We start from the raw sequence: 14,895 nt of genomic DNA on the forward strand, positions 1-14,895 counted from the left end.
CATGAACAAAGAGGTTCGTCGCGGGTTCATTGCCTGCGTTCACAAAGAGAACGGCAGCACCCGCACGATGGATGAAAGGAGCGGCGACGGATGACCGGCGCACGCATGGATACGCTCGCGCGTCTGCGCGGCCGCATTGCCCGTCTCGAGGCGGCCGATGGCGCGCATGATCTGCGCCGGGTCGCGCTCGGCCATGACGAGGCGGACGCGGTGCTGCAGGGCGGGCTCGCCACCGGCGCGCTGCACGAGGTGTTCGCGGAAGGCGGCCGCCAGGCAGCGGCCGCGACCGGCTTCGTGTGCGGCTTGGCCGCGCGCGTCGCCGCACGGAAGCCGCTGATCTGGATCCGGCAGGACTTTGCCGAGCGCGAGGCCGGCGCGCTGTCGATGAGCGGGCTTGCCGAGCTCGGCCTCGATCCGCGCCGTCTCGTGGTCGTCCGCGCGCCCGATCTCGATCACGCTTTGCGCACCGCGGCCGACGCGCTCGCCTGCGATGCACTGGGCGGCGTGATGCTGGAGGTGTGGGGCGAGACGCAAAAGCTCGATCTCGTCGCCAGCCGCAAGCTCACCCTGGCGGCGCAGGAATCCGGCGTGACCGCGCTGCTGCTGCGCGTCGCCGCGACGCCGGAGCCCTCCACCGCGGAGACGCGCTGGATGGTGCGCACCGCGCCGTCGCCGGCGGTGGCGCCATGGATGGCGTGGGGCGCGCCGCGTCTCGATGCCGAGCTCATTCGCAACCGTCACGGCCAGACCGGACGATGGATCATGGAGTGGATGCCCGATGCGTGCCGTTTCAGCGAACCGGCGGCGGATCCTCAGCCTGTGGCTGCCGCGCCTGCCCATCGAGCGCATCAAGCGGAGCCACGGCGCCGATCCGCTTGAGCAAGGCAAGCCGCAAGTCGTCGTCATCAAGGACGCCAATGCGCTCTCGATCCATTCGCTGGACGAGGCGGCGGCGCGTCACGGCGTGTCGCTCGGCCAGCCCTTGGCGAATGCCCGCGCGGTCTGTCCCGATCTCGTCGCGCATGAGGCCGATCTCGCGGCCGATGCCAGGCTGCTGGAGAGCATCGCCGACTGGTGCGACCGCTTCACGCCGCTGGTGGCGCTCGATCCGCCGCATGGCTTGTCGCTCGACATCACCGGCTGCGTGCATCTGTTCGGCGGCGAGGCGAAGCTGATGCAGTCGGTGTGCGATGCGCTGACCGCGCATGGCCTCACCGTGTCGGCCGCAATCGCCTCCAACGCGGTGTGCGCGCGGACGCTGAACCGGCAGGTGCACGGCCGCATCGTGCCCGATGGCGAGGAGGCGGCCGCGGTCTCGGCCCTGCCGGTGGCCGCGCTCGGCGGCAGCGACGCCATCACGCTCGGCCTGCGCCGCGCCGGCCTCAAGACCATCGGCGACGTCGCCTCGCGCGGCCGCAACGAGATCACGGCGCGGTTTGGCGCTGCCTTCACCCGCGTGCTGGCCCAGGCGCTGGGCGAAGCCGATGCGCCGATCAGCCCGCGAAAGGTCCCGCCGGACTACATCGTCGACAAGCGCTTTGCCGAGCCGGTCGCGACCGACACCGTGATCGCGGCGAGCCTCTCCAGCTTGGCCGCGATGCTGGTGGCGGCGATGGCGCAGCAGGGCAAGGGCGCGCGGCGGCTGGAGGCCTGCTTCTTCCGCACCGACGGCTTGGTGCGTGTCATCGCGGTCGACACCGGCCAGCCGGTGACGGACGCCGTCGTCATCGACCGGCTGTTCCGCGACCGCCTGGAGGCCTTGAGCGATCCGCTCGATCCCGGCTTCGGCTTCGACATGATCCGGCTCGCCGCCGGCCGCAGCGAGATCGTGGTGCAGCAGCAGCGCGATCTCGACGCCCATGTCCACGACAATGACGAACTGTCGGCGCTGATCGACCGCATCGCCGCGCGCATCGGAGGAAAACGCGTCGTCGTGCATCTGCCGGTCGACACCCACGTTCCCGAGCGCGCGGCGCTGCCGCTGCCCGCGCAGCACAATCTCGCAGCCACCAGCACCGCCGCCTGGCCCGAACGCACCGACGGCGAGCCGCCGCTGCGCCCTTTAAGGCTGTTCGCGCGCCCCGAGGCCATCCAGGTCATCGCCGGCGTCCCCGACGGCCCGCCCGCCCGCTTCGTCTGGCGCCGCGCCGCCCATGCGGTCGTCCGCGCCGAAGGCCCCGAGCGCATCGCCATGGAATGGTGGCGCCCTGACGGCCAGGGCCTCACCCGCGACTATTTCCGCGTCGAGGACGAGCACGGCCTGCGCTTCTGGCTGTATCGCGATGGTCTGTACGACCGCGAGTTCGAGCAGCCGGAGAACGGCCCGCCGGTGCAGCCTCTCTGGTACATGCATGGACTATTCGCATGAGGGCAGGGGACCGGGATATTTGCAGTACGGACGGTGCGCTCCCTCTCCCCGTTCTTCACGGGGAGAGGGTTGGGGTGAGGGGCGGCGGCACGGGAAGTGCTGGCGGAAAGACCTGTACCGTCTCACTACGCACCGAGCTCCTGGAAAGTCTTACTCTACTCGCAAACGTCAAAGCCGTCTCATATGAGGCGAGCGGGCTGTGTCAACGAGCAACCTCGTTAATGAGTTGCTCCGTCATGCCCGGGCTTGTCCCGGGCATCCACGTGGTTCCCGGGATGACGCACGACGTGGATGGCCGGGACAAGCCCGGCCATGACGACAGAGGGGCGCCCGCCGCTATCAGTCCAATACTGGTAGCAGCGTCATGAAACCCGCCTACGCCGAGATCGGCATCACCACCAACTTCTCCTTCCTGCACGGCGGCTCGCATCCGCAGGCCTATGTGCACCAAGCCGCCGATGACGGCCTCACCGCCATCGGCATCGCCGATCACAACACGCTTGCCGGTATCGTGCGCGCCTATAGCGAGTTGAACAACGACCGGCTGAGCTACAAGCCAAAACTGCTGTACGGCGCGCGGCTGGTGTTCACCTGCGGCACGCCGGATATTCTGGTCTATCCGCGCGACCGCGCCGCCTACGGCCGGCTGTGCCAGCTGCTCACCCGCGGCAAGCGCGGCAGCGACCTCGACAAGGTCGCGAAGGGCGATTGCCGCCTGAGCTTCGAGGATCTGTTCGATTTCATCGATGGCCAGCTCCTCGTCCTGATGCCGCCGCATCGCTTTGAAGAGAACGCTCTCGGCAAGATCCTGGCTCGCCTCAAAGACAGCGCCGCCGAAGGCGTATGGCTCGCCGGGAGCCTGTTGTATCGCGGCGACGACCGCCGCCGGCTGGCGCGGCTCGCGCGTCTGGCGGCTTCCGCCAAAGTGCCGCTGATCGCCACCAATGACGTGCTCTATCACCATCCGCAGCAGCGCATGCTTCAGGACGTGCTGACCTGCATCCGCGAGAAGGCCTCGATCGAGAGCATCGGCCGCCGCCTTCAAGCCAATGCCGAGCGCCATCTCAAGCCGGGACACGAGATGGCGCGGCTGTTCCGCGACCACCCGGACGCGATCACCGAGACGCTGCGCTTCACCGACCGCATCAGCTTCTCGCTCGACCAGCTCAAATACCAATATCCCGACGAGCCGGTGCCGCCGGGCAAGACGGCGCAGGGCCATCTGGAGGACCTGACCTGGGCCGGCGCCAAGTCCTATTTCGGCGATGCCCTCGATGACAAATTGCGCGCGGTCCTCAACAAGGAGCTGGCGCTGATCGCCGAGCTTAACTACGCGCATTACTTCCTCACCGTCCACGACATCGTGCGTTACGCGCGCAGCCAGGGCATCCTGTGCCAGGGGCGCGGCTCCGCGGCCAATTCGGCCGTGTGCTACGTGCTCGGCATCACCTCGGTCGACCCGACCAAGATCGACCTGCTGTTCGAACGCTTCATCTCCAAGGAGCGGCTGGAGCCGCCGGATATCGACGTCGATTTCGAGCATTCGCGGCGCGAGGAGGTGATGCAATATGTCTATCGCCGCTACGGCCGCCACCGCGCCGCGATCATCGCCACCGTCATCCATTATCGCCCGCGCAGCGCCATCCGCGACGTCGGCAAGGCGCTGGGCCTGACCGAGGATGTCACCTCGGTGCTCGCCGACACCGTGTGGGGCAGCTGGGGCGACGGCCTCTCCGACATGCAGGTGCGCCAGGCCGGGCTCGATCCTGCCAATCCGATGATCCGCCGCGCGGTCGAGCTGGCCTCGGAGTTGATCACCTTTCCGCGCCATCTGTCGCAGCATGTCGGCGGCTACGTGCTGACGCAGGACCGGCTCGACAGCTACGTCCCGATCGGCAACGCCGCGATGGACGACCGCACCTTCATCGAGTGGGACAAGGACGATGTCGACGCGCTCAGCATGATGAAGGTCGACGTGCTTGCGCTGGGCATGCTGACCTGCATCCGCAAGAGTTTCGACCTGATCGCCGATCACAAGGGTAGGCGCTACGTGCTCTCCGACATCAAGTCCGAGGACGACAACGAGGTCTACCAGATGCTGCAGCGGGGCGAGTCGCTCGGCGTGTTCCAGGTCGAGAGCCGGGCGCAGATGAACATGCTGCCGCGGCTGAAGCCGCGCACCTTCTACGATCTCGTCATCGAGGTCGCGATCGTCCGGCCCGGTCCGATCCAGGGCGACATGGTGCATCCATACTTGCGCCGTCGCAACAAGCTGGAGAAGGTCACTTATCCCTCGCCGTCACCGGATCATGGTCCGTCCGACGAGCTCTACAAGGTGTTGCACAAGACGCTCGGCGTGCCCTTGTTCCAGGAGCAGGCGATGCGGATCGCGATCGAGGCCGCGAAGTTTTCGCCCGAGGAGGCGAATGGCCTGCGCCGCGCGATGGCGACGTTCCGCAATGTCGGCACCATCGGCTCCTACGAGGAGAAGATGGTCTCGAACATGATCGTGCGCGGCTATGACCCGGCCTTCGCCAAGAGCTGCTTCGACCAGATCAAGGGCTTTGGCTCCTACGGCTTCCCGGAAAGCCATGCCGCGAGCTTCGCGCAGCTGGTCTATGTCTCGTCCTGGCTGAAATACTTTCATCCCGATGCGTTCTGCTGCGCGCTGTTGAACTCGCAACCGATGGGCTTCTACGCGCCGGCCCAGATCGTCGGCGACGCCCGCAAGAACGGCGTCGAGATCCGCGACATCGATGTGTCCCACAGTTTTGCCGACAACACGCTGGAAGAGACGAATGGCAAATATTGCGCCGTCCGCCTCGGCTTCCGCCAGATCGACGGCTTCCGCTGGATCGACCGCGACGAGGAGCGGATCAGGAAGTTGTCGGAGGCGGTGCGGAGGGAGGCGATGGCTGTTTCCACACATTCCTTGCCAGCCATCCCCTCGGTGTCATTCCGGGGCGCGCGGAGCGCGAGCCCGGAATCCATAACCCCGGATCGTGGTTATGGATTCCGGGCCTGCGCCCAAGAGGGCGCATCCCGGAATGACGGCGTGGAGGGAGACGTTTCTCACTCGCAAACGCTTGGTGCATTTGGAGAGCACGAAGCGTCGCCCCGGAATGATAACGAGAAACAAACTGATAGCTCACTCCCAAATATCGACCGCGAGGACGACTGGGCCGACCGCATCATCCGCGCGCGCGAACGCCGCCCGTTCACCTCGCTGGAGGACTTCGCTCGCGACACCGCGCTGCCCAAGCGCGCGCTGCTGCTGCTGGCCGATGCCGATGCGTTCCGCTCGCTCGGGCTCGATCGCCGCGCTGCGCTATGGGCCGTGCGCCGGCTGCCCGACGACGTACCGCTGCCGCTGTTCGAGGCCGCGATCGCCCGCGAGCAGCCGGACGAGGGGGCGCAGCCGCTTCCCGAGATGCCGCTGCCGGAGCATGTCGTCGCGGACTATCAGACCATCCGCCTGTCGTTGAAGGGGCACCCGATGGAGTTCCTGCGCCGGCGCTTCGCCGCCGAAGGCGTGCTGGCCTGCCGCGACGTCAACGATGCCAATGACCGCCGTCGCGTCCGGTGCGCCGGCGTGGTGCTGGTGCGGCAGCGGCCGGGCAGCGCCAAGGGCGTCGTGTTCATGACGCTGGAGGACGAGACCGGCATCGCCAACATCGTGGTGTGGCCGAAGGTGATGGAGACCTTCCGCAAGGAGGTGATGGGCGCACGCCTCGTGCTGGTCGAAGGCCGCATCCAGAGCAGCCCCGAGAAGGTCGTGCATCTCGTCGCCGAGCGCCTGGTCGACCGCACTGCCGATCTCGCGCTGCTGTCGGACGACCGGCTCGGCGCCATCCCGCAAGGTCAGATGCCGGCCGAGCCCTTGAACGACGACCGCCGCGACCACCCCGAAAACCCCTCCCAGCGCGTCAGCCACCCCCGCAACGTCCGCATCCTGCCGCGTTCCAGGGATTTTCACTGACGTTTCCCGAGGCAGTCCGTAACGGGTCCGACGACATCTTGCGGCCTTCATCGTCGGGCTATCAAATCGTCCGTTCCTTCCCTCCGCGACCAAGCTTTCACCATGCAGCTTTCCGACCGGTCTCTCTTCCTGCTGAACATGGCGTTCGTCGTCATTGGCGTGCTCATGCTGTCCTCCAAGCCCGACGTCGGAATCGTCACCATCGCGTTCTTCGGATCGGGCGCCGTCTTCGCGGGCAGCGTCATCCTGCGCAAATGGCGCTCCGCACCGAAGGCCGAGCGGGTCATGATTTCCGGCGGCGTTCCCATTCGCCCCTCGCGCATGCTGATCGGCGGTCTCGGCGCCTGGCTTGCAGCTCTCGGCGTGATATTGACGGTGTTCGGCTGGTCCTACGGCATCGTGTTTCGAGGTCTGTCGATCGCGTCCCTGATCTTCGGATGCTACCTGCTGACCGCCGTGCTGGTCGGCTGGCTGCCGAGCACCTACATCCAGTTCGACGCGTCCGGGATCACGTTCGGTCATCGCGGCTTTTCTTATGTCGTGGCGTTCGACAACATTGCGGGGCTGGCCGTGGCCGAGATGAACCGCAATCCCTTCCTGTGCATCCGGCTGCATCAACCCGACATCGTCGTGGTGACGCCGCCCGAAAAGCATGTCGATGCTCTCAAGCAGATCGCCAGATCCGAAGCTCTCCTCGGCGCTCACATCGCCATTCCGGCCCAGCAGTACCTGATGGATGCCACGCTCCTCGCGCAAGCCATCGGGCGATACGTCAGCGAGCCGGCGGCGCGCAGCGAGCTTTCGGTGAGGTCGCTGACGCCGGCAGCATGACGTGCTGTCGGCCCGACCGTGCTCTCACAAAAAAAAGACTTTCTTTTTTTCAGAATTCATGATCTATTCCTGCGCATCCCGCTCCATCGAGAAGGGGCGTAGCGCGCGATCGTCACGACACGCGGGGCGGGGAGCGATGGCTGTGTTCATGCCGCAGCGTAGCCTGGCTACGTGGACGAACGGCATGACGCGGACGCGAAAGCGTGTGGTCCTGGCGCCCCGATGCTGGCGCCAAGTCCGCGGGTGATGATCCCGCAGGACGACGGTGGCTAACGAGCCGGACACCGGGGAGAGCGCGCCATAAGCGTGAAAACCATCGCGCAGGGAAGGCCGGGTGATCTCGGCTGCACCTGTGGTACCTGCCGCCTGCATTCTTTTCGCAGGCGGGCCGCAGGCGTCAGTCGACGCCTGGCCTGCCCTGCGCCCTCCTCACGAGAGGGTGAAACGATCCGCACAACTCGGGCGCATCTGCGCCGCGAGACTGCGTTCGAATGTCTCGAGGAATTGCGATCGCTCGGAGACGCAGCACGTGGGGAACGTGGTTCGAGCCCAGGAGTAGGCGCTTACCCGCAAAGGTTGGCTTGTGAAGCCACGACATCGTCCGCGGGATTCATGACAGCAGGATGACATCATGGTGCGTCGCGAAGAAATCAGCGATTGCCAAGAACGAGCTGAATACAAGCTGAACGGCCATCATTGAAGTTTCAAATTTTTAAAGCAAAACAGAGGCGAGTTGGGCGATTTTTAGGTTGTTTAAAGCTCCAGTTCCGCACTATTAGCGCAACGATGAGCCCGCCAATGCCGGAATCGTCGACGGATCAAACGAGCCATGGCGTCTGACACGAACCCACTTCCGCAGATGATCAGCACCAAACGGCTGGTGATGGGCTTGGCCGCTCTGGCGATCGCCGGAGCGGGCGCCTATGGCTACACCAAGCTGGGATCCTCGCCGGCCAAGGACAACATCGAGCTCTCCAGCCAGTCCAAGCGCAACGGTACCACCTTCACCCCGTCGGCGGCCGAATGGGCGACGCTGACGATCGAGCCGGTCTGCGAAAAGATATTCCGCGCCGAGCACATCACCGAGGGCAAGGTTGCCGTCGACGAAGATCGCTCGACGCCGGTGTTCTCCCCCTATGCCGGCCGTGTCACCAAGCTGCTCGCCCGGCCTGGCGAGACCGTGCGTCAGGGCCAGCCGCTGTTCGTGATCGAGGCTGCCGATACCGTGCAGGCCCAGAACGATTTCATGGCCGCCATCGCGGCGATGAACAAGGCGAAGTCCGCCCTCGATCTCGCCGACATCCAGTACAAGCGCGCCAAGGATCTGTTCGAAGGCCGGGCAATTCCGCTGAAGGATTTCCAGCAGGCCGAGGCGACATCCGTTCAGGCTCAGAACGACATGCGGTCGTCGCAAACGGCGCTCGAGGCCGCGCGCAACAAGTTGCGCATTCTCGGCTTCACCGATGCCGCGATCACCGACTTTCAGAGCAAGGGCGCGATCGACCGGGAGATCACGATCCACGCGCCGATCGGCGGCACGGTCGTGCAGCGCAAGGTCGGTCCCGGTCAGTACGTCAACTCCGGCGCGAGCGATCCGGTGTTCGTCATCGGCGATCTCTCGACGGTCTGGCTGACCGCCTTCGTCCGCGAGAGCGATGCGGCGCTGGTGAACATCGGCGAGGAGATTCTCGTCAACGTGCTGGCGCTGCCCGGCCGTCCGCTGAAGGCCAGCATCAATTATGTGGCCACCTCGATCGATCCTGCGACGCGGCGACTTCTGGTGCGTGCCACCATCGATAACAAGGACGGCCTGCTCAAGCCCGAGATGTTCGCCAACGTCACGATCTATTCGCCCGGCGAGCAGCCCGCTGTCGCGGTTCCCCGGCAGGCGCTGATCTATGAAGGCAACCAGGTTCGCGTCTGGGTCGCCCGTCCCGACAAGTCGATCGAGCTTCGCAAGATCAAGGTCGGCTTGATCAATGGCGACCAGGTCGCGGTCGAAAGCAATCTGAGCGCGGGCGAGCAGATCGTGACCAAGGGCAGCCTGTTCATCGACCGTGCCGCGTCGGGCAGCTGAGATGCCATCCGCCTGCCTGACGTTCTGAAAGTTCCGACCTGATGGATCGCCTCGTTGCCATCGCCGTCCAGCGGCGCTTCCTGATGGTTGGACTATTCGTCGCCATCCTCATCGGCGGCCTGATCGCCTTCCGCCAGCTCAACATCGAGGCCTATCCCGATCCGACGCCGCCGATGGTCGACATCGTGACCCAGAGCCCGGGGCTCTCGGCGGAGGAGATCGAGCGCTACATCACCATCCCGATCGAGACCCAGGTCGCCGGCATCAAGAACCTGCGCACCATCAGAACGATTTCGCTGTACGGCCTGTCGGACGTCAAGCTGCAGTTCTCGTTCGACTACACCTACGACGAAGCCTTGCAGCAGGTGCTGAACCGGCTGTCGCAGCTCTCGCCGCTGCCGGGCAACGTCACGCCGCAGATCTCGCCGCTCAGCGCGGTCGGCGAAATCTATCGCTACCGGCTGCGCGGTCCGCCCGGATACAGCGTGCTCGACCTCAAGACCTTGCAGGATTGGGTGCTGCAGCGGCGCTTCCGCGCCGTGCCGGGCGTGATCGACGTCACCGGCTGGGGCGGCAAGACCAAGACCTATGAGATCCAGGTCGACTTCAACAAGCTGGTCGCCAACGGCCTGACCCTGCCGCAACTCTTGCAGGCGGTCGGCAACTCCAACATCAATGTCGGCGGCAACACGGTCGAGATCGGCACGCAGTCCGCGGTGGTGCGCGGCGTCGGCCTGATCCGTTCGATGGAGGATCTTGCCAACACTATGGTGTCGCAGAGCGGCGGCAATCCGGTGCTGGTGAAGGACGTCGCCAACGTCACCGTGGCGGAGAAGCCGCGGCTCGGCATTGCCGGCCTCAACAACAATGACGACATCGTCCAGGGTATCGTGCTGATGCGGCGCGGCGAGCAGAGCTCGCCGACCATCGCCCGCGTCGAGCAGTTGGTCGAACAGATCAACAGCTCGACCATCCTGCCGCCGGGCGTGCGGATCGAGCGCATCTATGACCGCAAGGACCTGATCGACACCACGACCCACACCGTGCTGCATAACATGGTGGTCGGCATTGGCCTGATCGTGCTGCTGCAATGGATTTTCCTCGGTAATCTCCGGAGCGCGCTGATCGTCGGCGCGACGATTCCGTTCGCGCTGTTCTTTGCCGTCATCATCCTGGTTCTGCGCGGCGAGTCGGCAAACCTGCTGTCGGTCGGTGCGATCGATTTCGGCCTGATCGTCGATGCCACCGTAATCATGGTCGAGGCGATCTTCCGTCGGCTGACGCAAACCACGCCATTGTCGGAGGCGGAGGAGAGCCACATCTCGCCCGAGACGATGATGGGCATGAAGAGCCACGCGATCCTCTCGGCAGCCGCCGACGTGTCGCGCTCGATCTTCTTTGCCGCGGCCATCATCATCGCCGCCTTCCTGCCGCTGTTCACGCTCAGTGGCGTCGAGGGCAACATCTTCGGACCGATGGCGCGCACCTATGCCTATGCGCTCGCCGGTGGCCTGCTCGCGACCTTCACGGTCACCCCGGCGCTGAGTGCCATCATTCTGCCGTCGCATGTCGAGGAGACCGAGACGCGGCTGATGCGCCTGTTGCATGCGATCTACGGGCCGGTGCTGCGCTGGGCCGTCGGCAACCGCAATCTGGTGATGACCGGCGCGATCGGGCTCGTGCTTTTGACCGTGGTGGTCGGCCGGCTGCTCGGCCTGGAATTCCTGCCCAAGCTCGAAGAGGGCAATCTCTGGATTCGCGCGACCCTGCCGCCGACGATCTCGCTTCAGGAAGGCAACGCCTACGTCAATGAGATGCGCAAGATCATCCGCGCCCGGCCGGAGGTCGAGTCCGTGGTCTCGCAGCACGGCCGCCCCGACGACGGCACCGACGCCGCCGGCTTCTTCAACGCCGAGTTCTTCGCGCCCCTGAAGCCGGTGAAGGACTGGCCGGGCACCAAGGACAAGGACCAGCTCACCGCCGAGCTGTTGAAGCAGCTCGACGATCGCTTCCCCGGCGTGGAGTTCAACTTCTCGCAATATCTGCAGGACAACGTCTCCGAGGCCGTGTCCGGCGTGAAGGGCGAGAACTCGATCAAGCTCTACGGCAACGACCTGCAGGCGCTGACCGACACCGCCAACAAGATCAAGCAGGTTCTTTCGACGGTGCAGGGCGTCACCGATCTCGCGGTGTTCACCTCGCTCGGACAGCCGACGGTGCAGATCGACATCGATCGCGCCAAGGCCGCGCGCTACGGGCTCGCTCCCGGCGACATCAACGCCACCATCAAGGTCGCGATCGGCGGTGATACCGCGGGCGATCTCTACGAGCCGGGCTCCGACCGGCATTTCCCGATCATCGTTCGGCTGGCGCCGGAATATCGCAAAAGCGCCGAGGCGATCGAGAACCTGCGCATCGGCGCGCAGGGACCGAACGGTATCACGCAGATCCCGTTGAGCGAGGTCGCGACCATCAAGCTGGTGTCGGGCGCGGCCTATATCTACCGCGAGCAGCAGGAGCGCTATCTCCCCATCAAGTTCTCGGTGCGCGAGCGCGATCTCGGCAGCGCCATTCAGGAGGCGCAGCAAAAGGTCGCCGACCAGGTGCAGCTGCCGGCCGGCTCGCGCGTGGAGTGGGTCGGCGAGTTCGGCAACCTCCAGGACGCGATCAAGCGGCTCTCGATCGTGGTGCCGATCAGCCTCGCGTTGATCGGCGTGCTCCTGTGGTTCAATTTCGGCTCGATGGCCGACACCTTGCTCGCCATGAGCGTGATCCCGATGGCGATCTTCGGCGGCGTCGTCGGACTGGTGCTCTCCGGCATTCCCTTCAGCGTGTCAGCGGCGATCGGCTTCATCGCGCTGTTCGGCATCGCCGTCATGGACGGCATCATCATCCTGTCGCAGTTCAACCAGCTGATCGACGAGGGCGTCGACCGCATCGAAGCCGTCATCCGCACCGGAGAGCTGCAGCTGCGGCCGGTGCTGATGACCTGCGTGGTCGCCGGCATCGGCCTGTTGCCGGCGGCGCTGTCGACCGGCATCGGCTCGCAGGTGCAGAAGCCGCTCGCGATCGTGGTCGTGACCGGCATGATGCTGGCGCCTGTCGTCATCCTGATCACGCTGCCGGTCTTGATCTCGCTGTTCTCCCGCCGGAGGGTCCGCTAGATGCGCATGTGCTCGTCGATCCGCGCGGCTGCGTCATTGTCCACCACAGCGGCATCGACGATCTCGCCGCGCTTGAACACGAGGTAGCGGTCGCTGATCGAGAGGGCAAAAGGCAGATGCTGCTCGACCACGATCATGGAGGTGCCGATTTCGCGGCGGACGCGGACCAGCACGTCAGACAGACGATCGACGACCGAAGGCTGCAAGCCTTCGGTGACCTCGTCGAGCAGCAGCACGTCGGGCCTGGCCATCAGCGCCCGCGCCACGATCAGCATCTTCTGCTCGCCGCCCGACAATGTTCCGGCGCGCTGGCCGAGCCGCTTGGTCAGCACGGGAAACCAGCCGCCGACCTGCTCGAACAGCGCATCGATGTCCTTGTCCGACAACAGCCCGAGCCGGAGATTGTCGCGCACCGAGAGGTCCTGGAACAGCGCATGTTCCTGCGGCACATAGACCAGCCCCATCTTGCGCTTCAGATGCGGCGCCACCCGCGTCACGTCCTTGCCGGCAAGCCTCACGCTGCCGCGCCACGCTGGCAGAAAGCCGAGTATGGCCTTGAGCAGCGAGGTCTTGCCCATGCCGTTCTTGCCGACGATCGCCAGCGTCTCGGCCTTCGCCAACGCAAAGCCGACATTGCTGATGACCTCCGAGGAGCCATAGCCGCTCGCGAGTTCCTTGACTTCCAGCATCGTGCTCATGCCGGCACCTCCGCATGCGACACGTGCTGGCCGGTGTAGATCTCGCGGACCAGCTCGCTGTTGACGACCTCGTCGACCGAGCCGTCGAGCGCGAGCCGGCCCTGGTGCAGGACGATGATGCGCGAGGAGATCTCGCGAACGAAATCGAGATCGTGCTCGACCAGGAGAATGCAGAGCCGGTCGCGGCGGGCGAGGGAGGTGAGGATATCGGCGAACCCCTGGCGCTCGGCGCGGGTCAATCCGGCGGTGGGCTCGTCGAGCAGCAGCACATCGGGCTCGAGCGAGAGCACCATCGCGAGCTCGAGCGCCTGCTTCAGCCCGTGGCTGAGATTGCGCGCCTCTTCGTCGAGCCGTTCGGCGAGTCCGGAGCGTTCGACGACCGACATCGCCGCGGGCGGCAGCGCCAGGGTGGCCGAGCGCGACGTGAGAGCAGGCGGATCGGCATGCGTCCGCGCCACGCGCAGGCATTCGGCGACGGTCAGCGTCTCGAACACCGACGCGGTCTGGAACTTGCGTCCCAAGCCGAAGCGCACGACGCGATCCGGCGGCAGGCGGGCGATGTCGTGGCCGGCGATCGCGACGTTGCCGGTCGAGCGCTCACGGCCGTCGGACAGACAGCGGATCAAGGTGGTCTTGCCGGCGCCGTTAGGACCGACCAGGCTCAGCAACTCGCCTCGGTAGGCCGTGAACTGCACGCCGTCCAGCACGGCAAGACTGCCGTAATGCTTGCCGAGCGCGCGCACTTCGATGGCGACGGCGTCGGGATTGCTGACAGCAGTGGCGGCTATAGCGGGCTGCAGGATCGTCGTCGCGACTGCCGAACGCCCGCGCTTGACCAGGCGCATGACCGCGCCGAGCAGGCCATCGGGGAACACCAAGATCACCACGATCAGCGCGAGGCCGACGATCAGCTCCCAGACGTAAGGCAGGCTGTTGGCGAGATAGGCGCTCGCCACCTCGATGCACAGTGCACCGATCACAGGACCGATCACCGTGCCGCGGCCGCCGAGCGCGACCATGATCACGAGGTTGGTGCCGAAGGCGAAGCTGGCATTCTCCGGCGCGGCGACCGCGCCGAAGCCGGCATAGAAGAAGCCGGCCAGCGCGGAGACGATCGCGGACAGCACCAGCACGACGATGCGCAGGCGCGAGGTGTCGATGCCGAGATAGGTGCAGCGCGAGTCGTTGTCGCGCAACGCCGACAACAGTCGCCCGGTGTCGCTGCGCATCACGACGAGCGCAAGCACGGCCGCCGCGAGCAGTCCGAGGCCGGCGAGGCGCAGCCAGGTCTCGATCTCCAGGTCGAAACTTTCGAAGCCGACGAGGCCGCTCGACGAGCCGGTGAACGTGCCGCCGGAGTAGAGGATCTGCACCAGCACGATCGGCACCACCAGCGAGATCACCGAGGCGTAGAGCGGCGTCGAGCCGGGATAGAACGACAGCCAGCCGGTGAAGGCGGCAACGGCCGCAGCAACGGCGACCGCGGCGCCGATCGCAGCAAAAATCTGCCAGGTGCCGAAGCCATATTCGGTGAACATGATCGCGAGCGCGTAGGCGCCGATGCCGAAGAAGGCGGACTGCCCGAAAGTCAGCGTGCCGCAATAGCCCCACATGATGTCGACGGTGATCGCGGCGATGGCAACGAAGCAGGCGCGCACCAGGATGTTCACGAGATAGGTGTCGAGCAGCAGTGGCGCGACGATGATCACGGCGGCAGCGAGTGCCACCAGCAATGCTGGGATGATCAGGCGCGGCATCGCGCGGCTCGTCGCTGCTGT

8 protein-coding genes are annotated in these 14,895 nt (G+C 65.7%); 6 read left to right on the forward strand and 2 right to left on the reverse strand.

Annotation, left to right across the window (positions count from 1 at the left end; genetic code table 11):
• The first annotated feature begins 90 nt into the window (after positions 1 to 90).
• The 6 genes from QXZ94_RS03410 (at position 91) to QXZ94_RS03435 (ending at position 12,419) form a co-directional block, all read left to right on the forward strand.
• On the forward strand, positions 91 to 879 hold the full coding sequence (locus QXZ94_RS03410; RefSeq protein WP_315719239.1) for a DNA repair protein: 789 nt from the start codon (positions 91 to 93) through the stop codon (positions 877 to 879).
• Positions 779 to 2,368 (forward strand): DNA polymerase Y family protein, encoded by a 1,590-nt coding sequence (locus tag QXZ94_RS03415; RefSeq protein WP_315719240.1) that lies wholly within the window; start codon positions 779 to 781, stop codon positions 2,366 to 2,368. The genes QXZ94_RS03410 and QXZ94_RS03415 overlap by 101 nt, the downstream gene beginning before the upstream one ends.
• Positions 2,369 to 2,732: 364 nt before the next feature.
• Positions 2,733 to 6,347 carry an error-prone DNA polymerase gene (locus QXZ94_RS03420; protein ID WP_315719241.1) on the forward strand — a complete coding sequence of 1,205 codons (3,615 nt, stop codon included), beginning with the start codon at positions 2,733 to 2,735 and terminating at the stop codon, positions 6,345 to 6,347.
• Positions 6,348 to 6,449: 102 nt separating this feature from the next.
• Positions 6,450 to 7,178 carry a hypothetical protein gene (locus tag QXZ94_RS03425; protein WP_315719242.1) on the forward strand — a complete coding sequence of 243 codons (729 nt, stop codon included), beginning with the start codon at positions 6,450 to 6,452 and terminating at the stop codon, positions 7,176 to 7,178.
• 829 nt (positions 7,179 to 8,007) lie between these two features.
• Positions 8,008 to 9,255 carry an efflux RND transporter periplasmic adaptor subunit gene (locus QXZ94_RS03430; protein WP_315719243.1) on the forward strand — a complete coding sequence of 416 codons (1,248 nt, stop codon included), beginning with the start codon at positions 8,008 to 8,010 and terminating at the stop codon, positions 9,253 to 9,255.
• A gap of 41 nt (positions 9,256 to 9,296) precedes the next feature.
• The gene (locus tag QXZ94_RS03435; protein WP_315719244.1) at positions 9,297 to 12,419 is read left to right on the forward strand and encodes a CusA/CzcA family heavy metal efflux RND transporter; all 3,123 of its coding nucleotides are present in this window, start codon (positions 9,297 to 9,299) and stop codon (positions 12,417 to 12,419) included.
• Here QXZ94_RS03435 and QXZ94_RS03440 read toward each other — a convergent pair.
• Together QXZ94_RS03440 and QXZ94_RS03445 are read right to left on the reverse strand one after the other, a co-directional pair.
• Positions 12,416 to 13,117, reverse strand: a complete 702-nt coding sequence (locus QXZ94_RS03440; protein ID WP_315719245.1) for an ABC transporter ATP-binding protein — start codon at positions 13,115 to 13,117, stop codon at positions 12,416 to 12,418. The genes QXZ94_RS03435 and QXZ94_RS03440 overlap by 4 nt on opposite strands.
• Positions 13,114 to 14,874: a branched-chain amino acid ABC transporter ATP-binding protein/permease gene (locus QXZ94_RS03445; protein WP_315719246.1), complete on the reverse strand. Its 1,761-nt coding sequence runs from the start codon at positions 14,872 to 14,874 to the stop codon at positions 13,114 to 13,116. The genes QXZ94_RS03440 and QXZ94_RS03445 overlap by 4 nt, the downstream gene beginning before the upstream one ends.
• Positions 14,875 to 14,895 lie beyond the last annotated feature (21 nt).

Origin of the sequence: Bradyrhizobium sp. SZCCHNS2022 (genome assembly GCF_032377575.1) — a bacterium.
Lineage (GTDB): Bacteria > Pseudomonadota > Alphaproteobacteria > Rhizobiales > Xanthobacteraceae > Bradyrhizobium > Bradyrhizobium aeschynomenes.